Below are 22,461 nucleotides of genomic sequence, written 5' to 3'. Positions count from 1 at the left end.
TTATTCTGCTGGACGTGGGCCTGCATCAAGACCTGAATTTTCTACTGTAAGTATAGGGCGAACAATTATATCTTTATGTACGTGCATTTGGCATGATAAACGTAAGTGATCTTCAATTCCTTTTTCCGTAATTGCATTTTTTTCATTCGAACTTGCTTCACAAAACTCACCTGCTATAATTTCTACTCTACAAGTAGTGCAGCGTGCTTTCCCGCCGCAGCGATGGAGAATGTTTACACCGTTATCTTCAATCGCTAATACTAACTTTGTGCCTTCTTTTACATCAAAAGTTCCTGCACCTTCAATTGTTAATTTTGGCAATTTTGTTCCTCCTCACGTAAAATTGTACATAACATATTTATGACCGCGAATTATTGAACATAAACATAATTTTTTTATATGCCCCGTAACTTTTTTATTTGTTGAATCGTTAATTAAGTAAGCGCTGAAAAGGAGTGGTTATTTTGTGCACAAAAGTAACTCATATTTTTAAAAATCATATCGATATGAATCATTCAAATATAGACTTTTTAATTGAGCAATATGGAGAGTTGAAAAGGTATTGTACATTTTTAACGAAAAACAAATGGGACGGCGAAGATCTTGCCCAAGAAACAATTTGTAAAGTTCTTCAAAAATATAGTAATAAAGATATTTGTATGACGCTTGTATATAAAATAGCTCGAAATCGTTGGATAGACCAGATGAAATCAAAATCAGTTCATGAAAAAATAAAGGAACAAATTACTTTTGAAGAACCACAGGAGAACATTGCAGATTTGCATGAAATGGTAGGGAAAGTATTATCGTCACTAAATGTACAGCAGTCCACAATTTTATTATTAAAGGATGTTTTTCAATATAGTATCGCTGATATTGCTAAAGTATGTTCCGTATCGGAAGGTGCAGTAAAAGCTTCTTTATTTCGGAGTAGAAATAGGCTAAAAACTGTAAGTGAAGAAGGGATTGAAATCGTCGAATTCACAGATGATATTGAAGTTGTAGTAACGTCTATTCGTGAGGAAAAGCCAGAATTGTTAAGAAAGCTTCTTCCGACAATAGATTTTACTAAGTTACCATCTACACAGCCAGTCTTATTATTTAATGCAAAAAATCCTTCTTCCTACAGTTGTATGCTTTGCGCGGCATAACAATTATTGGAGGGATATAAAATGAATGCAATTCCATATGTAGTGGAACAAACGAAATTAGGAGAACGTTCTTATGATATATATTCAAGGTTATTGAAAGACCGCATTATTATTATCGGTTCAGAAATAAATGATCAAGTAGCGAGTAGTGTCGTAGCGCAATTATTATTTTTAGAAGCGGAAGATGCCGAGAAAGATATATTTTTATACATCAATAGCCCAGGCGGCTCAACGACAGCAGGTTTTGCCATATTAGATACGATGAATCTCATTAAACCAGATGTGCAAACGTTATGCATGGGATTTGCAGCATCATTTGGTGCATTGTTATTATTATCAGGTGCAAAAGGAAAACGGTTTGCACTCCCTAACAGTGAAATTATGATTCATCAACCGCTTGGTGGTGCGCAAGGTCAGGCAACAGAAATTGAAATCACAGCAAAAAGGATATTGAAGTTAAAGCATGATATTAATAAAATGATTGCAGAAAAAACGGGGCAACCAATTGAAAGAGTAGCACATGATACAGAAAGAGATTATTTTATGACTGCAGAAGAAGCGAAGGCATATGGGATAGTAGATGATGTTGTTACGAAAAAATAAGATAAAACAGGCTAGCGGATATGTTAATCCTCTAGCCTATTTTATTAATCATTTACCCATTCATCAACTAGCGCTTGATTCTTTTTAATCCATTTTCGCGCCGCGTCTTCAGGATCTTTCGTTTTATTTAACTCGACCATTAATGTACCAAGCTGTTCATCGTTCATTTTCCATTTGTCAAAGTATTTTATGATATCCGGATGATCTTTTTCGAAACCTTTACGAACAGAGTAATAAATGTCATCTTTTTCACCATATACTTTCTTAGGGTCTTTTAAATATTTCAAGTCAAATTCCGAAAAGCCCCAATGTGGATTCCAAAGCGTAACAGCGATTGGTTTCTTTTTCGTATATGCTTTCTTTAATTCACTCATCATCGCAGCCTCAGAAGATTGGACAAGTTTTAGTTTAATATCATATTCCTTCATTGCTTTGTTCGTTAAATTCATAAGACTACTACCGGGTTCGATTCCGACAATTTTGTTATCTAGCTCACCTTTATGTGCATTTAAATCTTCGATACTGTTAATGTTTTTCATATAAGAAGGGACGACTAGGCCAAGACCAGTACCTTCATACCATTTTGATTTTAAAACAATATCATCTTTATAACGATCGTTTAGCGGTTTATCCGTAACGGGTAGCCACACTTCTAAATTAGCATCAACATCACCGCGAGCGACACCAGTCCAAATTGCCGCTTTTTCTAAGTACATGAGTTCAACTTTATAGCCTTTTTCTTCTAATAGAACTTTCCACATGTTTGCTGTTGCAATGTTTTCTTTCCAACTTGTTACACCTAGTTTAATTTTTCCTTTCGAATTTGCATTTGTTGCATTACATGAAGAGAAAATCATAGTAATAAATAATGCAAGGCATATAAGCCATATTTTCTTTCTCATTGAAAACCTCCTAAGAAACGTTTGCCTTTTTAAATAAATGTATAAGTAAGCATTCTTATTATGAACGGAAACGAGAATTTTAAAGAAATCTTATAAATGTTATTTTTATGTAATATTTCTTTGCAAAATCGCAACACTATGTGAATAGATGGGTAGAAAAGGAGTAGTGACATGGATAATACAAAGGTGCGTGTTGAAAACGTAACAAAAGTATTTGGGAAACACCCGCAAAGAGCGCTTACCTTATTAAAAGAAGGAAAAAGCAAATCGGAAATTTTGAAAGAGACAGGAATGAACGTTGGCGTAAAAAAGGCAACGTTCGAAGTGTATACGGGAGAAATTTTCGTTATTATGGGATTGTCTGGTAGCGGGAAATCGACGTTAGTTCGTATGTTAAACCAACTGATTAGACCAACAGCGGGGCATATATACATAGATGGTGAAGACATCGCAACAATGGGAAAAGAAGAGTTACGAAGAGTGAGAAGAACAAAAATGAGTATGGTGTTTCAAAAGTTCGCTTTATTTCCTCATCGTACAGTTATACAAAATGTAGCGTACGGATTAGAAATTCAAGGAGTTCCCATAGAGGAACGAGAGAAAAAAGCGTTAGAGTCCTTGAAGTTAGTTGGATTAGACCATCATAAAGATAATTATCCAAGTCAACTTAGTGGTGGTATGCAGCAGCGTGTCGGCATTGCGAGAGCGCTTACGAATGATCCGGATGTTTTACTTATGGATGAGTCATTTAGTGCATTAGATCCACTGATTCGAAAAGAAATGCAAGATGAACTGTTAGAATTACAAGATAAAATGGAAAAAACAATTATTTTTATTACGCATGATTTAGATGAAGCCCTTCGCATTGGTGATCGAATTGCGTTAATGAAAGATGGAGAAGTTGTTCAAATTGGAACGCCAGAAGAAATTATGATGAGTCCTGCCAATGAGTTTGTAGAGAAGTTCGTGGCGGACGTGAATTTAGGAAAAGTAATTACGGCGGAATCTATATTAAAACGACCAGAGACATTATTAATTGACCGTGGACCACGTGTAGCACTTCAAATTATGAGGAATGCGGGTGTTTCAACTGTATATGTTGTTAATAAAAAGTATGAGTTTTTAGGTATATTAACTGCGGACGATGCAAGTAAAGCCGTTCAAAAACAGTGGCCAATTGCTGATTTATTACTTACTGATATCCCGCATGTGTATTTAGATACTTTACTGGAAGAAACATATGCGAAAATGGCGGAGATGAAATATCCGTTACCAGTAATTGATGAGAAGAAAAGGTTAAGAGGAATTATTAAACGTGAAAGTGTCATTCAAGCTCTTGCAGGAAACATTGAGGAAGAGGTGAAAGACGATGAATAATATACCACGTATTCCTTTAGGGGAATGGGTCGACTCATTTGTTGCAAGTTTATATGAGCACCTTGAAGGCTTATTCCGAGGATTCTCTTATATTATCGGCGGATTCGTTGATTTACTCACTAATTTTTTAACAATAATACCGGCCATATTGATGATTATCATCCTTTGTTTCCTCATTTGGTACACAACGAGAAAGGTATCTTTAATTATTTTTACACTGATCGGTTTATTATTTATTTTAAATATTAACTACTGGGCACAGACGATGCAAACATTAGCACTCGTACTTACGTCTGTTATTATTTCAATTATTGTAGGAATCCCAATCGGAATTTTAGCTTCTCAAAATGAACGCTTTTCAAAATTTTTAAAACCGACATTAGACTTTATGCAAACAATGCCGGCTTTCGTATATCTTATTCCCGCGATTACATTTTTCGGAGTAGGTGTAGTACCTGGGATTATTGCATCAGTAATCTTTGCAATGCCACCGACAATTCGTTTTACTGACTTAGGAATTAGACAAGTTCCAGAAGATTTAATAGAAGCAGCGAATGCTTTTGGCTCTACCGCATCCCAAAAATTATTTAAAGTACAATTACCACTCGCTACTGGAACGATCATGGCTGGTGTGAACCAAAGTATTATGCTTTCTTTATCGATGGTAGTAACAGCATCTCTTGTAGGAGCACCAGGTCTTGGAGTTGATGTATACCGTTCTGTGACACAAGTTAATATCGGAATGGGATTTGAAGCCGGACTCGCTATTGTTGTCATTGCGATTATATTAGACCGTATTACACAAGGTTTTCATCAAAAAAGAAGATAACAAAAAAACACACTTTATTATACAAAGTGTGTTTTTTCTTTGAAAAGATTACATACGAACAATAACAGAACCACCAGCTGGGGCACAAACTTGGTTATGTTGTTGTTCCATTGATTTGATTAAATGATTATTTTCTTCGATTAATGAGATTAATTTCGCTAATTGACTTTCAAGACTTGTGATACGCTGCATCATATATTGTGAATCTTGATGCAACGTATTCCTTACAGGATGGGGGGAATAAACATATTGTTGATTTATATTTGGATTCCAATGAGGATGCATTTAAATTGTTCCTCCTTCAATAAATTACGAAGCTTTCTTATAGTAAATGCCTATGCATAATTAATGGTTACTTGGAATTTTTCATTATAAAAGGAGTATGTGCAGAAAATGGAAAATATTATATGTGAAGTAAAAGTACATTTTTTGGAGATATTCAAGTGAGATAGTGAATATAGTAATACATTCAAGTAAATGTATATTATTTAAGGAGAAAAGATGAGAGGAGATGCAACTTTGGCTAAAAATAATAAAAGAAATGATGCCTTGGCAATAGGTATTGGTATAGGGGTTGTAATCGGTGTGTTTCAAGGTTTTTTTACTAATAATTTAGTAATCGGAATTGTCATAGGAATTGTAATTGGGATTGCATTTTTGAAGAAATAATGAGGTGTAAATTAATTTCTAAAAATGATTCATTAAAGGAATGAATTTTCGGAATATAAATCCTGTTTTTCCTTTTTTTATGATATTATTAATAAAAAGGATGGTGAAGGATATGTCAACAAACAATCAAGTAGAACCAAAATGCTTTATTTGTGAAAAACATAGAGGAAACATTACAGTTCCAGGTGGAGCTATTTACGAAGATGAACTCGTTTACGTGGGACATGTCCATTGGGATAGTGAAGAAACATACCTTGGTTATGTAATGATAGATATAAAAAGACATGTACTTGGCCTTGCTGAATTAACAGATGAAGAAGCGAAAATGTTCGGACTTATAACAAGTAGGGTAAGTAAAGCGTTAAAAGAAAGTGAGGGAGCAGAACATATTTATGCTTTTGTTTCAGGGAATGGTGTACCACATATGCATATGTACATCATACCTCGTTATCCAAATACACCCAAAGAGTTTTGGTCACCGACTGAAGTAGCGAAATGGACTGGTGCGCCATATGGTGACGCAGAGAAAATCCAAAAACTATGCGAAAGAATACGAAAGTATATGGTGAGTGAATATGCATATAACAAATAATAGACAATATTCATGGGTTGGAAATACAGAAATGTGCTTAGGAGAAATTTCAGTTAAACAATATGGTGACATTGTACTTGGAAAATACGGTGGGAATATAAGCGCCGGAGCAAAAAAGAACGAAGATGGTGCGTTAGTTTGGTCAAATGGTGATTGGGAATTTACAGCTATTTTAGATGGACATAATAGTGCGGAAAGTGTTGATTTAGTAGTAAATACAATCCAAAAAGAATATGAAAATATAAAAGTAATGATGAATGAATCGATTGATACAGTATTTCGATCTGTTGAAAATCATCTACTTACAATCTTTCAATCCCCCTCATTTAAAGAAAAGTGCAAAAGAGTAAAAGGTGAAACAGCGTGCTTAATATGTGTAAGAAAAGAAAACTACATATGGTGGTTATCTATTGGCGATTGCCTTATTTATGTATTTCATGAAGAGTTACATAAGTTAGGACAATATGCTTTAAATCAACGTCATTTTTACGAATGGATTGGAAATATAAACACATTTCATTTACCAGTCCCTTGCTATTCAACAGGAATTCGTGAATTACGTACTGGAAAGAATCGAATTATAATGGTTACAGATGGAGTATTAGAATGCGGGGAACGACACTATGAAACACCATTAAATCTGTATAACGATATGAACAGAAATATAATAGACCTTGAAGAAAGTGTTCGTCATGTATTAGAGCACGTTCATCATCAATGCGGACGAGATAGTGCGACAATTATTAGTTGGGATGTTGAAAACAAAATACATGCTACGTATCCGAGTGATCAGCCAGAGAAAAGGTAAAGGAGGAGACATCACTGTTTTTTGTGAAAGGAATTTTATTAATATTATGGATCATATTTTTAGTTGTTTTGGAAAAAGTAGTGAGAAAAAAATTAAATATACCGAAACAAACTGACTGGAATAGTAAATATGTAAACAACGCTCATAAATGGGGAATTAGGGCTCTTATCATTTCTTATATAATTGTTACGATGATATGTGCCACTTTAAATCCTATTTATATTAGTAATTTACCCATACTATTTTTGATAACTTTATACTGCTTTCAATCATATATGGATTGGAAATATGATAAAGAATCGAGGGAATATGTCATTTCTTTAGGAACAGTTCCATTATTAATAATAACAGGAATTATGCTTAATCTTTTCTTTTATAACTATTGGATTTAATCATATGTGGAATGAACGGGGTGACAAAATGAAAATGCCTAAATTACGCGCTGAAGTAATGATTTTAAATGAAGATCATTCTAAAGTACTTGTGCAATGTGATTTAAGTGAAACATTTTATCGTTTTCCAGGTGGTTCTATTGAATTTGGTGAAACAGCAAAAGAAGTAATAAAGCGAGAATTAATGGAAGAATACGATTTGAAGATTGACGTTCAAGAGTTAGCTGTTGTAAATGAGGATATTTTCGAGTGGAACAACGGAAAAGGACATCACTGTACATTGCTACATTGGGGAACTGTTGAAGAGATAATTACAAATGAAATAAGACATAAAGAATATGAAGATATTAAATTAACTTGGAAAAGTATAAATGAATTAATGGAGAAGCCCACATATCCTAAAAGTATTGTAAGTTATTTAGAAGAGAATAACCGAAATATAGTCCACTTTATTTCTAAAAATAAATAAAGTAATAGGAGGGGAACAACAATGAGTACCTCTACAATTTTGATTATTATTATTGGACTGGGTATTGGTGGATATTTCTTAGAACAGTTTTTAAGAAGAAAATTGAATATGGAGATAAGGGGCTTCTTTGGATATAAGCATGTGAATAGTTTACATGTAAAATTAGAAATAGGGCTTATTATTATTTATATAATAGGTAGTTGTTATTATATGTTTAAATTTGAAAACTCTAAAATGGCTTATGTCATGTTCATTTATTTAGGGATATCATCGACTTTAAGAGCATGGATGGAATGGAAGTATGATAGAGAATCAAAAGAATATATACTGTCGATAACGGGAATGGTTACATGTATATTGATGCTCTCAATACTAGTTTATTTCGTTCCACCTGCTGCATAATAAGGTGATTATTAATGGTACAAATAAAGAGTTAACTAATAAATAAGAAACCATTTACTACTAAATGGTTTCTTATTTAAATTCATCATTTATTTTGGCTAATATGGATGTAATGAAATTCGTTTTATCCTCTGCATATTGATGTTTATCATTAGGATTAGCTTTTGAAAGTTGAATCTTTAACTGTTCATACTGTATACGAGAAGCTTTGTTGTTTATTAAGTAATCTCTGAATTGTATTTGTTCTATTAAATATGTATTCCCTCGTTCATACATATGAATTTGATGAGTTCTTGGCTCTCCTTTATTAAAATAGTATCGCTCAGGTAGTACATTTTTTCTGTATTTATAATTTAGTAGTTCTAACTTTTTAATACATGTTAAACCGTCCATATAATCTTCTAATTCGATTGCAATATCAATAATTGGCTTTGCACTTAAATGTGGAATAGAGGTACTACCAATGTGGTGTATCGCTAAAATATGTTTGCCAATTTGTTTCTCAATGAATTGTTTCTCTTTCATAAACTCAATTTGCCACTGTTCAGTCCATGGAACTAAAAATACTTTTCCATATGGTAAACCTAACATTTAATTCGCACCTCTTTCAAAATGGATTTCAAAAGGTCTATTACATTTTCTTAAAGGTTCTCAATACAAGATATTCCCACAATCTCCAAGGAAGTATCTTCTTCGCAAAGATCATAAATTTTACACCTTTTCCAATCGGATATCGTAAATTCGTACGCTTAGATTCAGCAATTTCTACGATTTTATTAGCCACATCTATCGGATTCCCAAACGTATCACTGCCGCTATTAATATGTTTTTGTATTTTACCCATATATTCTTTGTAAGGAGAAGATGTATCAGATTGGTTTGTAGCTAGTTGTTTACCAACTTCCCAAATATTCGTGTTATAAGAACCAGGTTCAATTAAAGCGACATCTATTCCGAACGGTTTTCCTTCTAAACGAAGGGATTCACTCCAGCCTTCTAATGCATATTTTGAAGAAACGTAAGGGGATAGACCAGGGAATCCAACTTGACCACTAATGCTGCTTATATTAATAATTTTTCCACTTTTTTGTTCTCTCATATAAGGTAAAACAAGCTGTGTAATTGAAATAGCTCCAAAAAGGTTCGTTTCAAATTGTTTACGGTATTCCTCTACTGGAATTTCTTCTACAAAGCCCCCATTTGCATATCCTGCGTTATTAATAAGTAGGTCGATTCTATTTATTTCTTTTATATATAATTGAAAGTTATGTATAGAGTTTTGATCGGTTACATCTAATTGTTGAACTGTTATGTTTTGCAGCAAGTTGAGTTGAGTAGCTTGAGATATTAAGTTTCCTTGTTTTTCAAGGTTTCTCATTGTTGCGATAACTAAATAATCTTTTTTTGCGAGTTCGAGTGTAGTTAATAGTCCGAATCCACTTGAGGCTCCTGTAATAATTACGATTTTTTTATTCATTTTCTGCCAGCTTTCTTTTTCTTTTATCATAACGAGTTATGATAAGAAAATCTATTATTCTTACATTTTCTTTGAAAGCTATTCATGTTAAATCTATATTTTACGGGTTTTTTAAAAGAGGGAATTATATGGACTTATCGTATATAGAGAAGTGAGTATGAATACGTTAATGAAATGAGGGAATAAAAATGGCCCATGTGAAAGATGTATTAGCAGATCAATTGTTGGCGAATGCAAACGATCCTAGTTGGTATATTCCATTTTCAAATGCAGTGAAAGATCTACCTGAGAGAGAAGCTTTCTGGAAACCGAATGAAGAGAGTAATAGTATAGCTGAAATTGTACAACATTTATTGTATTGGAACTCAACGTGGCAAACTAGGTACAAAGAATCGAATGTGAATGCCGTGCCTGCTATTGGTGATAACAACAAAAGTTTTATGCTTTCAGATAATCAATCTTTCGATGAGTTAAGAGAAAAACTACTAGAGAAACTTTTACAATGGCAAAAGCTTATAAATGAAGAAAAGGTTGAAAGTGATGTAGTTGGATTTCCTGTTTCTGCAAAGTGGTGGGAAGTGCTAGCAAATGTAACAACCCATAACGCTTATCATATTGGCCAAATTATTTACATCCGGAAGTTACAGAAGAGTTTTGATAATGAATAAGATCATAATTCTCAAATTAGGTGAACAAAAGTGGACAAAACGAGACAAGTGTCTCATTTTGTCCACTTTTTTATTTTGAAAGAATAGAGAAAACCTATGAAATTAAGGATTAGAGTTTGGCACAGTATTTGCAATATAAAAGATGAACAAGAAAATAGGAGGGCTGGACATGTTAAAAACAACTGAAAGTAAAGGGAATGAAATTACGAAAGAACAAGCTCGTTGGATGTATGAAAAAATGTTAGAGATTCGTAAGTTTGAAGATAAGGTACATGAATTATTCGCGCAAGGCGTTCTGCCAGGTTTCGTTCATTTATACGCAGGTGAAGAAGCGGTAGCAGTTGGTGTATGTGCCCACTTAACGGATCGTGACAGTATTACAAGTACGCATAGAGGACATGGACATTGTATCGCAAAAGGTTGTGATTTAAACGGTATGATGGCTGAACTTTTTGGAAAAGTGACTGGGTTATGTAAAGGTAAAGGCGGTTCCATGCATATTGCCGATTTAAATAAAGGAATGCTTGGTGCAAATGGTATTGTAGGTGGTGGTTTCCCACTTGCTTGCGGCTCAGCATTAACAGCTAAATATAAAGGAACGAAAGATGTAAGTGTTTGTTTCTTCGGTGACGGAGCAAATAATGAAGGAACATTTCATGAAGGGGTTAATTTAGCGGCGATTTGGAAGTTACCAGTTATTTTTATCGCAGAAAATAACGGTTACGGTGAAGCAACGACATTTGAATATGCTTCAAGTTGTGATTCCATTGCAGATCGCGCGAAAGCTTACAATATTCCAGGTGTTCAAGTGGATGGAAAAGACTTACTTGCAGTGTATAAAGCGGCGCAAGAAGCAGTAGAACGTGCGCGTAATGGCGGTGGTCCAACAATAATTGAATGTATGACATATCGTAATTACGGTCATTTCGAAGGTGAAGCGCAAACATATAAAACTGCAGAAGAAAAAGAAGAACATTTAAATGAAAAAGATGCGATTGTGAATTTCCGTAAGCATTTAATTCATGAAGCTTTATTAACTGAATCTGAACTTGTCGATATGGAGAATGCAGTAGATGAAGCGGTGCAAAAATCAATTGAATTTAGTGAAAACAGTCCATATCCAGAGGATGAAGAATTATTAAAAGATGTATACGTTTCTTACAAATAAGAGGAGGGTGAAAAATAATGACTAGAACAGTAAGTATGTCAACTGCAATTAATGAAGCGATGAAAATCTCAATGCGTCGTGATGAAAACGTAATTTTAATAGGAGAAGATGTTGCGGGTGGTGCACAAGTGGATCACTTGCAAGATGATGAAGCATGGGGCGGTGTACTCGGTGTTACGAAAGGACTTGTACAAGAATTTGGCCGAAATCGTATTTTAGATACACCAATTTCTGAAGCGGGTTATATGGGAGCGGCAATGGCAGCTGCGGCAACAGGATTACGTCCGATTGCTGAATTAATGTTTAATGATTTTATCGGAAGCTGTCTGGATCAAGTATTAAACCAAGGTGCAAAGTTCCGCTATATGTTTGGTGGTAAAGCGAAAGTGCCAGTTACAGTACGTACGATGCATGGTGCTGGTTTTAGCGCAGCAGCACAACATTCACAGAGTTTATATGCGTTGTTTACGAGCATTCCAGGTATAAAAGTTGTCGTTCCTTCCACTCCATATGATGCAAAAGGCTTATTATTAGCGGCAATTGAAGATGACGACCCAGTAATCTTCTTTGAAGATAAAACACTTTACAATATGAAAGGCGAAGTACCAGAAGGGTACTATACAATTCCTTTAGGAAAAGCAGATATTAAACGTGAAGGTTCTGATGTAACAATCGTTGCAATTGGGAAACAAGTTCATACAGCACTTGCAGCTGCAAAGCAATTATCGAAAAAGGGTCTTGAAGTAGAAGTGATCGATCCACGTTCCTTATCACCGCTGGATGAAGATACCATTTTAGCATCTGTTGAAAAAACGAATCGCCTAATTGTTATTGACGAAGCAAATCCAAGATGTAGTATCGCAACAGATATTGCGGCAATTGTAGCGGATAAAGGGTTCGATTTGTTAGATGCACCTATTAAACGCATTACAGCACCACATACACCAGTTCCGTTCTCGCCACCACTTGAAAAGTTATATTTACCAACGCCGGAGAAAGTAATTGAAACTGTATCAGAAATGATTGGAGACCAATCTGTATTACATGTGTAAGGAAACGATGAGAAGGGAGAGAGAACTATGGCTGTAGAAGTTGTAATGCCAAAGTTAGGTATGGCGATGAAAGAAGGTATTATTACGAGCTGGAATATTAAAGCAGGTGATAATGTAGCAAAAGGCGAACTGATTGCTAGTATTAACTCGGAAAAAATTGAAACGGAAATAGAAGCACCAGCTGATGGAACTGTTCTTGATATAGCTGTAAGTGAAGATGAGGGAGTGCCGCCGGGTACTGTAATTTGCTATATCGGTAAGCCGAACGAAAAAGTAGAAGTAAATGAAAGTACACAAGTGGTAGAAGAAAAAACACCGAATCTAGAGCCTAAAAAGGTCCAACATCCAGAACCATATGCGATAGATGTGACGAAGCAAAGAATCAAAATTTCACCTGTAGCGAAGAAAATTGCAAAGTCTGAAAATCTGGATATCAAAGCATTAGTTGGTACAGGCCCTGGCGGAAGAATTACAAAGGTAGACGTATTAAGGGCGCTTGAAGAAAGAGTAACAATTCCAGAAGTACTAGAACAAGAAGGAAGTAAAGTCATTCCTGTGACTGGTATGCGAAAAGCAATTGCGAATCGTATGCATGCAAGCTTACAAAATAGTGCGCAATTAACGTTAACGATGAAAGTAGATGTGACAGATTTAGTTGCTTTACATAAAGAAATAGCAGAAGTTGCACAAAAACGATACGATAACAAACTAACTATTACGGATCTCGTTTCTCGCGCTGTTGTATTAGCGCTTGGGGAGCATAAAGAAATGAACAGCGCGTATATAGATGATGCCATTCATCAATTTGAACATGTTCATTTAGGTATGGCAGTCGCGTTAGAAAAAGGATTAGTCGTTCCGGCTATTCGTTTTGCTAATAATCTATCTTTAGTAGAGTTATCTAAAGAAATTAAGAATGTGGCACAAAAGGCACGAGCAGGTAGTTTAAGTAGTGATGATATGCAAGGGACAACATTTACAATTAGTAATTTAGGTAGCTTCGGTATTGAATATTTCACGCCAGTATTAAATACACCCGAAACTGGTATTTTAGGTGTAGGTACAATTGAACATGTTCCGGTATATAAAGGAAAAAAATTTAGAAAAGGAAGTATGTTACCTTTAAGTTTAACATTCGATCATCGTGTATTAGATGGTGCACCAGCAGCTGCATTTTTACGCACAATTAAACGCTATTTAGAAGAACCTGTAACAATTCTTTTATAAAGAGAAGGTGAGAGAATGAGTAAATTAGTCGTTATTGGAGGCGGACCTGCAGGGTACGTAGCAGCAATTACCGCGGCTCAAAATGGGAAAGATGTCTTTCTAATTGATGAAGCAAATCTTGGCGGGACTTGTTTAAATGTCGGTTGTATGCCTACAAAATCATTGTTAGAAAGTGCAGAAGTGCATGATGTTGTGAGAAAAGCGAATCATTATGGAATTACACTTAACAATGGAAGTATATCAATTGATTGGAAGCAAATGCAGGCGAGGAAATCACAGATCGTAACGCAGCTCGTCCAAGGAATTCAATATTTAATGAAGAAAAATAAAATAAAAGTTATACAAGGTAAAGCAAAATTTAAAACGGATCACCGTGTGCGAGTTACAAACGGTAATAAAGAAGATGTAGTAGATGGAGATCAGTTTATTATAGCGGCAGGTTCAGAACCGACTGAATTACCTTTTGCTCCGTTTGATGAGAAGTGGATCTTAAATAGTAGCCATGCAATGTCCCTAGAAAATATACCGAAATCATTATTAATTGTTGGCGGTGGTGTAATAGGGTGCGAATTTGCGAGTATTTATAGTCGCCTTGGAACAAAAGTTACGATTGTTGAAATGGCACCGCAATTATTACCTGGTGAAGATAAAGATATCGCACAAATATTAAAAGAGAAACTAGAAAGTGATGGCGTAGAAATATTTACAGGAGCTGCTTTAAAAGGATTAAACAATTATAAGAAGCAAGCTTCATTTGAATATGAAGGAAGTATCCAACAAGCTAACCCGGAATATGTTCTCGTTTCTGTCGGCCGAAAACCACGTGTACAAAAATTAGATTTAGAAAAAGCAGGTGTTCAATTTTCAAATAAAGGAATTTCTGTGAATGAACATATGCAAACAAATGTATCGCATATTTACGCAGCAGGTGATGTGATTGGTGGAATCCAGCTTGCTCACGTTGCTTTCCATGAAGGGACGACAGCAGCATTACACGCGTGCGGAGAAGATGTGAAAGTAAATTATCATGCTGTACCTCGCTGTATGTATACAGCTCCAGAAATCGCTAGTGTTGGTTTAACAGAAAAAGATGCAAGAGAGCAGTACGGTGACATACAAATTGGAGGATTTCCTTTTACAGCGAACGGAAAAGCACTTATTATTGGAGAACAAACGGGTAAAGTAAAAGTTATTGTGGAACCTAAATATCAAGAAATTATAGGGATTTCAATTATCGGTCCTCGTGCGACCGAACTGATTGGACAAGGAACCGTAATGATTCATACGGAAGTTACTGCCGATATTATGAGAGATTATATTGCAGCGCATCCCACTTTATCTGAAGCGATTCATGAAGCGTTATTGCAAGCTGTAGGACATGCTGTACATGCTTAAATGGAAATATAATAAACCACTATTCTCTAATTGAATGCGAGAATAGTGGTTTGAATTTTTATAGGAGAAATTATATACCTTATTACTTTTTAACGTCGATAGCTGAAGTTTTATCGTTCCATTCAGGAGCTAAATTAGCAGTTTTACCATACCAATCAGAATGTTTAAATACAACACCTTTTCCATAACCTTGTGTAGAAGTATGCTCCCAAAGTGTCGTTGAATAACTTGCAGAAGGTGACGCAGTACTTACAGAAGAAATTCTATCGTTCCAGCTAGATGGTAAGTTTTTAAAGCCACTGCTCCAGTAAATGTATTGTCCACCTTTATTTATATGTTCATAAAAATCTGTACTACCAGCGCCGCTACCTAAAGGATTAATTTTATTTTTAAGTGCTTTTTTATCCTTTTCAACATAAGCATCCAATGTTTCTCTACTAGTAAAACCGTAAGCTAACCAATCTCCATTTTCATTTTGCTCAGGTAATACCATAGTAATTTGGATGTTTTTTTTCTCCTGATCACTTAATTTTGCAAAAGAAGTAACATTCTGTTCATCAACTTTTAAATAATCAAATGATTTAATTACATTACTTTTTTCTTCAGCACTTGCTACTCCTAGTCCTCCAGTGAATGCAAATCCCGCTACTAGTGTACCTGCTACTAATTTCTTCAACATATAACCATCCCTTTTTGTTTAGATTTTTGTACAAGTGAATCTTTGTACTATTAAAATGTATTCTAATTATAAATAATTGTAAATATTCTGAAGTTTTAGAAATAAAAGGCGGAATATTTACAGTTTTGCATTTTTTCTTTAGAAAAAATAGTTATTGGAATGATATAATAAATAGATATATCGCTTTTGTTGGATGTTAAAATGTTTTAGGAGGAAAGCCATTGAAGTATTTCAATAAAGATTGGTATAAAGAAATGCAAGTATCTGGTTTTTTAATTTTCCCAGAAACATTGGAAGAATGGGAAGAGATTTTGCGAGAGAGCGAAAAGATAGGACTGGATTATAAGCAAAGTTTAAGAGAAGACGTGGAAGAAAAGAAAGAAGATCTGTTAAAGTTTCTACCTAAGTCATTACATCCATATATTCATGACAATACAATTAATTCAGAATACCCATCGAAACAATTAAAGAAACTTATGCTTGAGTGGACAGTAGATTATGAGAAAAGAATGAATAATTTAGAACAAGCTTGTATAGATAATTATAATAGTATAAAAGAAAATCTTGCGCATAATGTCGTTCAACTACATGAATACTCACTACATGACAGTGTAGTCAAATCAGTAGAGAGAAGATCAAAAGATACGCTAATTATTACTTTAGATTGCAATGGTACTTTCAGTGAATTTGATAAACTGCAAGTAACTTTTACAGGCGTAACGAAATGTTCAATTCCGGAAAATTTTGAAGGTGCTTGGTGGTTAATTCATGAAATAGATCTTACTAATGAAGGATTCGAACTGGGTGTTTTATTTGATTGCCCATTTGAAGAAGTGACGATTTGTGCAAAAGACGTATTGCTTAAGATAGGTAACTAGTAAACTTTATAACTTTACAAACAAAAAAACAGTCTTATATGACTGTTTTTTATTTAGGTGCTAAATTATCAAGTTTCCAATATGTATCTGTTAACGGCGCAGCTTTGCTATCTATGTATAAATACATATTATTTAAATCTTTTGGAGAAGATTTCATATTAAATACAATATCGGTAATTAAAGAAAACTCAGATGGAACCTTTTTAGCATTTTCATTTTGTATAAATTCACCTTCGTATTTTTCACCCGTTTTTTCATCTTTTATGAAATATTTTATTTCTGAAAGATCTATCGTTTGTCCGTCAACACGAGCGTTATTTATAGTAACGCGAGCTGTGAGACGTCACTCTTTGTCTATTTTTTCAAATTTAGCATTTTCAACAGTTGCTCTATAGTATTCATTTTTAAATATTTCCCCATAGTGCATTGCATTCTTTTCAAGAGCGCTCTTTTCTTGTTTCGGTGCAGTATTCCCATTACATCCTGCCATTAGTCCTATAAATAATAATGCTGTACAAGTTATTTTAATATAGATTTCATAATAATTCCTTTCTGTGTTAAAAAGTAAAGATAGGAATAACTTTACATGAACAGGAAGGTAAATGGAAGTATGTTTGCGGAATATACAAATATACATTTATTTCGTTGTCAAGTTAATGGAATAGAAAGTGGGAAAAGCTGAATAAAACAGAGTGAATAAGAATTGGAAATATTGTAAAACGGAAGAGACATGCATATAATTAAGACAAAGATTAAATTTCAGAATCTTCAATAATGGTGGTGGGTACATGTTTGCTGAAGAGCGTAGAGAGAAAATTTTAGGGTTACTTAAGAAAAAAGGAAGGGTAATTGCTAAAGATCTTGCGGAAAGTTTCGATATGTCCATTGATTCAATAAGAAGAGATTTATCTATTATGGAGAAGGATGGCTTGTTAAAAAGAACACATGGAGGTGCAATCGAACTTACTAGAGTAAGGAATTTAACTGCTGAACCATCGAAACGTTATCGTGATAGTTCACTAGGTGAAGAAGCGATTGCGAAAGTTGCTGCATCCTACATACAAGAAGGAGATTCCGTTTATATTGGCGGAGCATCTATTCATAATACGATGTTAAAGCATTTACCTGAAACATCATTTACAGTGATTACGAATGCTTTAGAAATTGCTAGTAAGTTAAGGGAGTATAAGAATGTAGAAACGTATTTAATTGGTGGAAAGGTGAAACCATCAGGAAATATGACAGATACACTTGCCTCTGAAATGATCAATAGATTATCTATTGATCTGTATTTCTCTACAGGTGGCGGCATTTCATTGAACGGTATAAGTACTGCAACGCCAGAAGTTGCTTATTTTGGAAAAACAGTATGTAAAATTGCTAGAAGAAATATTTGTTTAGCTCCTCATAATAAACTCGGAATAGACTGCTTTATAAAAGGAGAGTCACTAATAGAAATTGACCTTATTATAACAGATGAAGAGGCTAGTAAAGAAAAGATTCAACAATTTGAGGAACAAGGTAAAGAAATTGTAATAGCGTCAATTGACCCCATTTAAAAGGAGTTTAAAATGATTATAAAAGGACAAGAATTTCATATTAATGGATTAATTTATACAATTCGTTCTGCGGTTGAAACAGATGCGGAGCAGTTATCAAAAATTAGAGTTCAGATTGATGGTGAAACTGAAAATATGGATAGAGAAGCTGGGGAGGGATTTATAGATAAGATAGGTTTTCAAAAAATAATAAAAACAGATAGTGAAGAGACGAAAAATCTCTTTTTAGTTGCAGAAGTGGACAATCGAATCGTGGGATTTTCAAGATGTGAAGGATCAAATTTGAAGAGATTAAATCATAAAGTAGAATTTGGTGTTTGTATTTTAAGAGAGTTTTGGGGATATAGAATCGGTAAGAGTCTCTTGCAACAATCTATTCAGTGGGCTGATGAAAATGAAGTGAAAAAGATATCATTACAAGTGTTAGAGACAAATGAAAAAGCTATTCAGCTTTATAAAAAATTTGGTTTTGAAGTAGAAGGTATTTTGAAACATGATAAAAGACTGTCGGATGGGAAGTATTATAATACGGTTATAATGGGAAGATTCATAAAAGAGGTGCAGTGGAATGTTTTACAGAAGAAAGTATTATATAGTAAAGAATGAATTTATAGAAATATTTAATGAGCATTTTACTAATACGAATTTACCCAATCAATTAAAGTATGGTTCCAGGCTAATTGGCCGCTGGATGAAAGATAATAATGATGGTACAACTGAAATATTCGCCATATGGGAATATGATAGTTATGAACAGTATAAAGAAATTGAATCGAAAATTAGAAGCGACAAGATGCATGTGAAAAGAATACATAATTGGTATGAAAAACATGGCGGAAGAGAATATGTTTTACAGAAGTACATATTAGAGTTAAAAAATGAAGAGTTAGTATGTACAGTAAAGTGATAGAGGAGTGAGAAATAATGAGAATTAAAACAAAATTATATTTTAGTTTAGCATCTACCATTTTATTTGCAATAGCGGTCATAGTTTTCTTTATAAATGATACTCCACAAAAGTGGTTTTGGTTATGTATTTTCTTTGCGTCCATTATACAAAATATAGTTCTACTAAAAAAGAATAAAGAAGCGCATTAAGATATTCAAATTATTAACATATTTGTGTCGTCTTTCTACTTTTATTGAAAACGCTTTTACTCAGTTTTATAATAAAAGTATGTTTTTATTAATCTCCAAAATAATGAATAGGGAGATGATACAATGTTAGCTTCACCGTTTTACTTACATACATGGAAAAAGTTTGTTGATGAAGGGATTCTTGATTCAAACCGTATGAACGAGAGAATTTCAGAGTCATGGCATCGATGTAAACAAGCAAATGTGAATCCTCATATGAATAAAGGTCAGAAAATTTTGTCTTCTAATGTTTTTCAAGATCAAAAGAAAAAGAGTGAAATCTTCCTCGATATAGCTATACCTCAATTACAAAATATGAGGAAAACCATTGATGAGCTGCAAATGATGGCATTATTAATTGATCCAGACGGTTACGTTCTATCGTTAAGCGGAAATCAACAAACGTTAAAACGAGCAAAACATATTAACTTCATTGAAGGGGTGAGATGGACGGAAGCAGCTGTTGGTACAAATGCGATAGGAACCGCGTTACAGATTGAAGAGGCTATTATGATAAGTGGTACAGAGCATTATTCTGTCGCATCTCATAGCTGGAGCTGTGCGGCTGCTCCCATTCATAATGATGATGGGAAATTAATTGGAGTTCTAGATTTCTCCTGTCCAATTGAATTTTCACATCCGTACATGCTCGGGATGGTAACTTCAATTGCACATGCGATTGAACGTGAATGTAGTATTCGAGTGCATCAAAATGAATTACATTTAATCCATCGTTTTTTAGATGTAATTGACAGTGATGAACAAGTTGTCATTTGTAATCATCGTGATGTTATCGTTTCTGCAAGCAAGAAGGTTCGAGAACGTGTTTCTAATTGGTCACGAATGAAACTTGAAGATTTAATGCAATATGGATTGAAATCTAAATTAGAAGTACCAATATATAGTAATGATAGAATGATTGGGAAATGTATTTATGTAAAGGAAAATAAACAAGGAAATTTATTTTCAACTGCCCCATTAATAAACGGAATTACTTTCCCTGGAGTTATTGGGACAAGCAATACATTTCAACATACTTTAGAAGAAATTAAGCTTGTATCTCCAACTGACGCTAGTGTATATGTTTGTGGTGAAACAGGTGTAGGGAAAGAATATGTTGCGAGAGCGATTCATGAAAATAGTCCAAGAAAAAATGGTCCTTTTATAGCTGTTAACTGCGGTTCATTGCCGAAAGAATTAATGGAAAGTGAATTGTTCGGTTATGCTGAAGGTGCGTTTACAGGCGCACGGCGCCAAGGATATAAAGGGAAATTTGAACAAGCAGACGGTGGTACAATATTTTTAGATGAAATTGGTGAAGTGCCACCAGAGATGCAAGTCGCATTATTGCGTGTTTTACAAGAACGAACAGTAACGCCAATTGGCAGTTTAAAAGAGGTACCGGTAAATATTCGTATTATTACTGCGACACATAAAGATTTATTGCGATTAGTAGAAGAAGGGAAATTCCGTCAAGATTTATATTATCGTTTACATGTTTATCCGTTATATGTTCCATCGTTATTAGAAAGAAAAGAGGATATTCCGTACTTCATACAACATTTTTGTGAACGAAAGAATTGGAATGTTGTATTTCCGACGAGTATTTGTAATCAATTTTCACAACATACATGGCCCGGAAATATTCGAGAGTTATTAAATGTATTAGAACGCATATACATTTTGTCACAAGGACGGGAAATATGCGAAAAACAAATTTCTTTTTTATTACAAACAATGATGGGAAATCAACATCAACTTGAATTGCAAATTGAGAATAAAGCAGATCATACATTAACTTTCCGTGAAAGAATACAGCGTGATAGCATGATTGAAGCGCTAGAAAAGACGAACGGAAATGTTTCGTTAGCTGCAAAACTGTTAGATGTACCTCGAAGTACATTTTATAAACGGATGCAGAAATATAAGCTATAAAGTAGATTTTTGTAATCTACTTTTTCTTTGTGAGCTCATGTTCTGTCGGAATGTGCGCTTACCGGGGAAATAATAAAATAGTTAGAAATAAATTTCCGAAAGGGGGACTTATGTGAAGTATATTGAAATTGGTATTGGAAATAGGTGGTTCGTTCGAACAGAAATAGAAAACAAAGATGGAACTGAACTTGAGGAACGAGGAATTATAAAACCTATTTATTTTGAGTCTTTATATGTACGAATTTGGTTTCGGAAATCATGTTTTATTTTTGATACGAAAGAAGGGTTTAAAAAAGTTAAAAAGAGAAGGATTGAATATAAATTTATAGTTGGGATTGTAAGTAGAATGAATAAAGAAAAGGTGTGCTAACATACGCAGTTATATTGGCTAGGAAATTCTTTGGACTTATATCAAATTCATAAAAAGTAATTTTGTAAATATAAATTGTTAATAAAGCCGCTAAGGAAACTTAGCGGCTTCTTTTATAGGAGGGATTTACGTATGAATAGAATCTTAACGATTTTACTTGCAATTATAATAATGGGGTATTCCATTTATAGTTGGGATGATGCTTCGAAACAAAGTGTACTAATTTTACAAACGCTTTTAGGATGTATGTTAGTTAGTATGGGGGTACAAAATTTCAAAAATAAAGAAAAAGAAAATAGGAGTATAGGAATTGCTTTACTACTTGTTGCTTTATTTTTAATTATTGTATCGTTTATAAAATATTTTAAATGATTTTCTTATTACAATAAGCATTCTCAAAATAAAAGGTAAACTTGGGGAAACTCCAGAAGAAGCAGTAGTTCGGGAAGTTTGGGAAGAAACAGGATTGAAAGTGCAAGTGAAAAAACAAAAAGGAGTATTTGGAGGAAAAGAGTACCGCCATACATATCCGAATGGTGATGAAGTAGAATATATTATTGTTGTGTTTGAGTGTGAAGTTACTAGTGGCGAGCTAAGATCAATAGATGGTGAATCTTTAAAACTACAATATTTCTCTTTATCTCAAAAGCCACCATTAGCGTTACCATACCCAGATAAAATATTTTTATAAATGTAAAATAGCACACCCTATTTATTGAAGG

Annotated in this window: 28 protein-coding genes and 2 pseudogenes; 23 read left to right on the top strand and 7 right to left on the bottom strand. The window is 34.1% G+C overall.

What is annotated here, in order from left to right; all coding sequences use genetic code 11:
• The gene (locus ACUXEY_RS12430) at window positions 1-321 is read right to left on the bottom strand and encodes a 2Fe-2S iron-sulfur cluster-binding protein (RefSeq protein ID WP_098094662.1); all 321 of its coding nucleotides are present in this window, start codon (window positions 319-321) and stop codon (window positions 1-3) included.
• Window positions 322-464: 143 nt separating this feature from the next.
• On the opposite strand from ACUXEY_RS12430, the gene ACUXEY_RS12425 reads away from it, so the two are divergent.
• Both ACUXEY_RS12425 and clpP read left to right on the top strand, forming a co-directional pair.
• Window positions 465-1,151 (top strand): RNA polymerase subunit sigma-70, encoded by a 687-nt coding sequence (locus ACUXEY_RS12425; RefSeq protein WP_429603491.1) that lies wholly within the window; start codon window positions 465-467, stop codon window positions 1,149-1,151.
• Window positions 1,152-1,172: 21 nt separating this feature from the next.
• Window positions 1,173-1,754: an ATP-dependent Clp endopeptidase proteolytic subunit ClpP gene (clpP, locus tag ACUXEY_RS12420; protein ID WP_000991610.1), complete on the top strand. Its 582-nt coding sequence runs from the start codon at window positions 1,173-1,175 to the stop codon at window positions 1,752-1,754.
• A gap of 44 nt (window positions 1,755-1,798) precedes the next feature.
• On the opposite strand, the gene ACUXEY_RS12415 is transcribed toward clpP, so the two are convergent.
• Window positions 1,799-2,656 (bottom strand): glycine betaine ABC transporter substrate-binding protein, encoded by an 858-nt coding sequence (locus ACUXEY_RS12415; RefSeq protein ID WP_461300820.1) that lies wholly within the window; start codon window positions 2,654-2,656, stop codon window positions 1,799-1,801.
• A gap of 171 nt (window positions 2,657-2,827) precedes the next feature.
• Between ACUXEY_RS12415 and ACUXEY_RS12410 the strand changes: the two genes are divergently transcribed.
• Both ACUXEY_RS12410 and ACUXEY_RS12405 read left to right on the top strand, forming a co-directional pair.
• On the top strand, window positions 2,828-4,033 hold the full coding sequence (locus tag ACUXEY_RS12410) for a quaternary amine ABC transporter ATP-binding protein (RefSeq protein WP_098094667.1): 1,206 nt from the start codon (window positions 2,828-2,830) through the stop codon (window positions 4,031-4,033).
• Entirely contained in the window at window positions 4,026-4,862 is an 837-nt protein-coding gene (locus tag ACUXEY_RS12405) for an ABC transporter permease (protein ID WP_001059838.1), read from the top strand. The genes ACUXEY_RS12410 and ACUXEY_RS12405 overlap by 8 nt, the downstream gene beginning before the upstream one ends.
• Before the next feature lie 48 nt (window positions 4,863-4,910).
• Here ACUXEY_RS12405 and ACUXEY_RS12400 read toward each other — a convergent pair whose 3' ends face one another.
• Window positions 4,911-5,147 (bottom strand): hypothetical protein, encoded by a 237-nt coding sequence (locus tag ACUXEY_RS12400; protein ID WP_142314357.1) that lies wholly within the window; start codon window positions 5,145-5,147, stop codon window positions 4,911-4,913.
• Between the two features lie 216 nt (window positions 5,148-5,363).
• Here ACUXEY_RS12400 and ACUXEY_RS12395 point away from each other — a divergent pair, with 216 nt between their 5' ends.
• The 6 genes from ACUXEY_RS12395 to ACUXEY_RS12370 all read left to right on the top strand — a co-directional run bounded on the left by ACUXEY_RS12395 (window position 5,364) and on the right by ACUXEY_RS12370 (window position 8,194).
• Window positions 5,364-5,531, top strand: coding sequence for a septum formation initiator (locus ACUXEY_RS12395; RefSeq protein WP_429603489.1), 168 nt, complete (start codon window positions 5,364-5,366; stop codon window positions 5,529-5,531).
• A 40-nt stretch (window positions 5,532-5,571) separates the two neighbouring features.
• Complete coding sequence (locus tag ACUXEY_RS12390) at window positions 5,572-6,123, top strand: HIT family protein (protein WP_429603488.1); 552 nt, start codon at window positions 5,572-5,574, stop codon at window positions 6,121-6,123.
• A complete protein-coding gene (locus ACUXEY_RS12385; protein ID WP_461300819.1) occupies window positions 6,107-6,931 on the top strand; it encodes a PP2C family serine/threonine-protein phosphatase in 825 nt (274 codons plus the stop codon). Before ACUXEY_RS12390 ends, ACUXEY_RS12385 begins: the two co-directional genes overlap by 17 nt.
• 68 nt (window positions 6,932-6,999) lie before the next feature.
• Complete coding sequence (locus tag ACUXEY_RS12380) at window positions 7,000-7,323, top strand: DUF4181 domain-containing protein (RefSeq protein ID WP_429603512.1); 324 nt, start codon at window positions 7,000-7,002, stop codon at window positions 7,321-7,323.
• 28 nt (window positions 7,324-7,351) lie between these two features.
• Window positions 7,352-7,792, top strand: coding sequence for an NUDIX domain-containing protein (locus ACUXEY_RS12375; RefSeq protein WP_461300818.1), 441 nt, complete (start codon window positions 7,352-7,354; stop codon window positions 7,790-7,792).
• A 21-nt stretch (window positions 7,793-7,813) separates the two neighbouring features.
• Window positions 7,814-8,194, top strand: a complete 381-nt coding sequence (locus ACUXEY_RS12370) for a DUF4181 domain-containing protein (protein ID WP_429603485.1) — start codon at window positions 7,814-7,816, stop codon at window positions 8,192-8,194.
• A 72-nt stretch (window positions 8,195-8,266) separates the two neighbouring features.
• On the opposite strand, the gene ACUXEY_RS12365 is transcribed toward ACUXEY_RS12370, so the two are convergent.
• Together ACUXEY_RS12365 and ACUXEY_RS12360 are read right to left on the bottom strand one after the other, a co-directional pair.
• A complete protein-coding gene (locus ACUXEY_RS12365) occupies window positions 8,267-8,785 on the bottom strand; it encodes a GrpB family protein (RefSeq protein ID WP_461300817.1) in 519 nt (172 codons plus the stop codon).
• A 40-nt stretch (window positions 8,786-8,825) separates the two neighbouring features.
• Window positions 8,826-9,671 carry an SDR family oxidoreductase gene (locus tag ACUXEY_RS12360; protein ID WP_461300816.1) on the bottom strand — a complete coding sequence of 282 codons (846 nt, stop codon included), beginning with the start codon at window positions 9,669-9,671 and terminating at the stop codon, window positions 8,826-8,828.
• A gap of 188 nt (window positions 9,672-9,859) precedes the next feature.
• Between ACUXEY_RS12360 and ACUXEY_RS12355 the strand changes: the two genes are divergently transcribed.
• The 5 genes from ACUXEY_RS12355 to lpdA all read left to right on the top strand — a co-directional run bounded on the left by ACUXEY_RS12355 (window position 9,860) and on the right by lpdA (window position 15,181).
• On the top strand, window positions 9,860-10,339 hold the full coding sequence (locus ACUXEY_RS12355) for a DinB family protein (RefSeq protein ID WP_166703795.1): 480 nt from the start codon (window positions 9,860-9,862) through the stop codon (window positions 10,337-10,339).
• A 169-nt stretch (window positions 10,340-10,508) separates the two neighbouring features.
• Window positions 10,509-11,507 (top strand): acetoin:2,6-dichlorophenolindophenol oxidoreductase subunit alpha, encoded by a 999-nt coding sequence (acoA, locus tag ACUXEY_RS12350; RefSeq protein ID WP_166703796.1) that lies wholly within the window; start codon window positions 10,509-10,511, stop codon window positions 11,505-11,507.
• 17 nt (window positions 11,508-11,524) lie between these two features.
• On the top strand, window positions 11,525-12,559 hold the full coding sequence (acoB, locus tag ACUXEY_RS12345; protein WP_071734446.1) for an acetoin:2,6-dichlorophenolindophenol oxidoreductase subunit beta: 1,035 nt from the start codon (window positions 11,525-11,527) through the stop codon (window positions 12,557-12,559).
• A 27-nt stretch (window positions 12,560-12,586) separates the two neighbouring features.
• On the top strand, window positions 12,587-13,786 hold the full coding sequence (locus ACUXEY_RS12340; protein ID WP_098094680.1) for a dihydrolipoamide acetyltransferase family protein: 1,200 nt from the start codon (window positions 12,587-12,589) through the stop codon (window positions 13,784-13,786).
• Window positions 13,787-13,801: 15 nt separating this feature from the next.
• Window positions 13,802-15,181: a dihydrolipoyl dehydrogenase gene (gene lpdA / locus ACUXEY_RS12335; RefSeq protein WP_461300815.1), complete on the top strand. Its 1,380-nt coding sequence runs from the start codon at window positions 13,802-13,804 to the stop codon at window positions 15,179-15,181.
• Window positions 15,182-15,263: 82 nt separating this feature from the next.
• Here lpdA and ACUXEY_RS12330 read toward each other — a convergent pair whose 3' ends face one another.
• On the bottom strand, window positions 15,264-15,860 hold the full coding sequence (locus ACUXEY_RS12330) for a hypothetical protein (protein WP_098094683.1): 597 nt from the start codon (window positions 15,858-15,860) through the stop codon (window positions 15,264-15,266).
• Window positions 15,861-16,081: 221 nt separating this feature from the next.
• Between ACUXEY_RS12330 and ACUXEY_RS12325 the strand changes: the two genes are divergently transcribed.
• On the top strand, window positions 16,082-16,738 hold the full coding sequence (locus tag ACUXEY_RS12325) for a DUF4085 family protein (protein ID WP_461300814.1): 657 nt from the start codon (window positions 16,082-16,084) through the stop codon (window positions 16,736-16,738).
• A gap of 49 nt (window positions 16,739-16,787) precedes the next feature.
• Here the strand turns inward: ACUXEY_RS12325 and ACUXEY_RS12320 are convergent.
• Window positions 16,788-17,228, bottom strand: a pseudogene (locus tag ACUXEY_RS12320) (hypothetical protein).
• 298 nt (window positions 17,229-17,526) lie between these two features.
• Here ACUXEY_RS12320 and ACUXEY_RS12315 point away from each other — a divergent pair.
• The 7 genes and pseudogenes from ACUXEY_RS12315 to ACUXEY_RS12285 all read left to right on the top strand — a co-directional run.
• Window positions 17,527-18,297 carry a DeoR/GlpR family DNA-binding transcription regulator gene (locus ACUXEY_RS12315; protein ID WP_461300813.1) on the top strand — a complete coding sequence of 257 codons (771 nt, stop codon included), beginning with the start codon at window positions 17,527-17,529 and terminating at the stop codon, window positions 18,295-18,297.
• A 12-nt stretch (window positions 18,298-18,309) separates the two neighbouring features.
• Window positions 18,310-18,903: a GNAT family N-acetyltransferase gene (locus tag ACUXEY_RS12310; RefSeq protein ID WP_166703803.1), complete on the top strand. Its 594-nt coding sequence runs from the start codon at window positions 18,310-18,312 to the stop codon at window positions 18,901-18,903.
• On the top strand, window positions 18,866-19,204 hold the full coding sequence (locus ACUXEY_RS12305; protein WP_166703804.1) for an NIPSNAP family protein: 339 nt from the start codon (window positions 18,866-18,868) through the stop codon (window positions 19,202-19,204). Before ACUXEY_RS12310 ends, ACUXEY_RS12305 begins: the two co-directional genes overlap by 38 nt.
• Window positions 19,205-19,518: 314 nt before the next feature.
• Window positions 19,519-21,369 carry a sigma-54-dependent Fis family transcriptional regulator gene (locus ACUXEY_RS12300; RefSeq protein WP_461300812.1) on the top strand — a complete coding sequence of 617 codons (1,851 nt, stop codon included), beginning with the start codon at window positions 19,519-19,521 and terminating at the stop codon, window positions 21,367-21,369.
• 112 nt (window positions 21,370-21,481) lie between these two features.
• On the top strand, window positions 21,482-21,739 hold the full coding sequence (locus tag ACUXEY_RS12295) for a DUF3977 family protein (protein ID WP_166703806.1): 258 nt from the start codon (window positions 21,482-21,484) through the stop codon (window positions 21,737-21,739).
• A 132-nt stretch (window positions 21,740-21,871) separates the two neighbouring features.
• Window positions 21,872-22,111 (top strand): YczI family protein, encoded by a 240-nt coding sequence (locus tag ACUXEY_RS12290; protein ID WP_461300811.1) that lies wholly within the window; start codon window positions 21,872-21,874, stop codon window positions 22,109-22,111.
• 43 nt (window positions 22,112-22,154) lie between these two features.
• A pseudogene (locus tag ACUXEY_RS12285) lies at window positions 22,155-22,430 on the top strand (NUDIX domain-containing protein); the annotation flags it as partial.
• Between the last annotated feature and the right edge of the window lie 31 nt (window positions 22,431-22,461).

Source organism: Bacillus sp. F9_6S_D1_P_5, from assembly GCF_054823925.1.
Note: the sequence above shows the minus strand (reverse complement) of the source record. Positions and strands in the feature narration are given on the sequence as shown.

What these genes read in the sequence shown, in the direction of transcription:
- clpP (WP_000991610.1), top strand. Translation starts at nt 1,173, where the DNA reads ATGAATGCAATTCCATATGTAGTGGAACAAACGAAATTAGGAGAACGT.
- ACUXEY_RS12415 (WP_461300820.1), bottom strand. Translation starts at nt 2,656, where the DNA reads ATGAGAAAGAAAATATGGCTTATATGCCTTGCATTATTTATTACTATG.
- ACUXEY_RS12410 (WP_098094667.1), top strand. Translation starts at nt 2,828, where the DNA reads ATGGATAATACAAAGGTGCGTGTTGAAAACGTAACAAAAGTATTTGGG.
- ACUXEY_RS12405 (WP_001059838.1), top strand. Translation starts at nt 4,026, where the DNA reads ATGAATAATATACCACGTATTCCTTTAGGGGAATGGGTCGACTCATTT.
- ACUXEY_RS12400 (WP_142314357.1), bottom strand. Translation starts at nt 5,147, where the DNA reads ATGCATCCTCATTGGAATCCAAATATAAATCAACAATATGTTTATTCC.
- ACUXEY_RS12395 (WP_429603489.1), top strand. Translation starts at nt 5,364, where the DNA reads ATGAGAGGAGATGCAACTTTGGCTAAAAATAATAAAAGAAATGATGCC.
- ACUXEY_RS12390 (WP_429603488.1), top strand. Translation starts at nt 5,572, where the DNA reads ATGAATTTTCGGAATATAAATCCTGTTTTTCCTTTTTTTATGATATTA.
- ACUXEY_RS12385 (WP_461300819.1), top strand. Translation starts at nt 6,107, where the DNA reads ATGCATATAACAAATAATAGACAATATTCATGGGTTGGAAATACAGAA.
- ACUXEY_RS12375 (WP_461300818.1), top strand. Translation starts at nt 7,352, where the DNA reads ATGAAAATGCCTAAATTACGCGCTGAAGTAATGATTTTAAATGAAGAT.
- ACUXEY_RS12370 (WP_429603485.1), top strand. Translation starts at nt 7,814, where the DNA reads ATGAGTACCTCTACAATTTTGATTATTATTATTGGACTGGGTATTGGT.
- ACUXEY_RS12365 (WP_461300817.1), bottom strand. Translation starts at nt 8,785, where the DNA reads ATGTTAGGTTTACCATATGGAAAAGTATTTTTAGTTCCATGGACTGAA.
- ACUXEY_RS12360 (WP_461300816.1), bottom strand. Translation starts at nt 9,671, where the DNA reads ATGAATAAAAAAATCGTAATTATTACAGGAGCCTCAAGTGGATTCGGA.
- ACUXEY_RS12355 (WP_166703795.1), top strand. Translation starts at nt 9,860, where the DNA reads ATGGCCCATGTGAAAGATGTATTAGCAGATCAATTGTTGGCGAATGCA.
- acoA (WP_166703796.1), top strand. Translation starts at nt 10,509, where the DNA reads ATGTTAAAAACAACTGAAAGTAAAGGGAATGAAATTACGAAAGAACAA.
- acoB (WP_071734446.1), top strand. Translation starts at nt 11,525, where the DNA reads ATGACTAGAACAGTAAGTATGTCAACTGCAATTAATGAAGCGATGAAA.
- ACUXEY_RS12340 (WP_098094680.1), top strand. Translation starts at nt 12,587, where the DNA reads ATGGCTGTAGAAGTTGTAATGCCAAAGTTAGGTATGGCGATGAAAGAA.
- lpdA (WP_461300815.1), top strand. Translation starts at nt 13,802, where the DNA reads ATGAGTAAATTAGTCGTTATTGGAGGCGGACCTGCAGGGTACGTAGCA.
- ACUXEY_RS12330 (WP_098094683.1), bottom strand. Translation starts at nt 15,860, where the DNA reads ATGTTGAAGAAATTAGTAGCAGGTACACTAGTAGCGGGATTTGCATTC.
- ACUXEY_RS12315 (WP_461300813.1), top strand. Translation starts at nt 17,527, where the DNA reads ATGTTTGCTGAAGAGCGTAGAGAGAAAATTTTAGGGTTACTTAAGAAA.
- ACUXEY_RS12310 (WP_166703803.1), top strand. Translation starts at nt 18,310, where the DNA reads ATGATTATAAAAGGACAAGAATTTCATATTAATGGATTAATTTATACA.
- ACUXEY_RS12305 (WP_166703804.1), top strand. Translation starts at nt 18,866, where the DNA reads ATGTTTTACAGAAGAAAGTATTATATAGTAAAGAATGAATTTATAGAA.
- ACUXEY_RS12300 (WP_461300812.1), top strand. Translation starts at nt 19,519, where the DNA reads ATGTTAGCTTCACCGTTTTACTTACATACATGGAAAAAGTTTGTTGAT.
- ACUXEY_RS12290 (WP_461300811.1), top strand. Translation starts at nt 21,872, where the DNA reads ATGAATAGAATCTTAACGATTTTACTTGCAATTATAATAATGGGGTAT.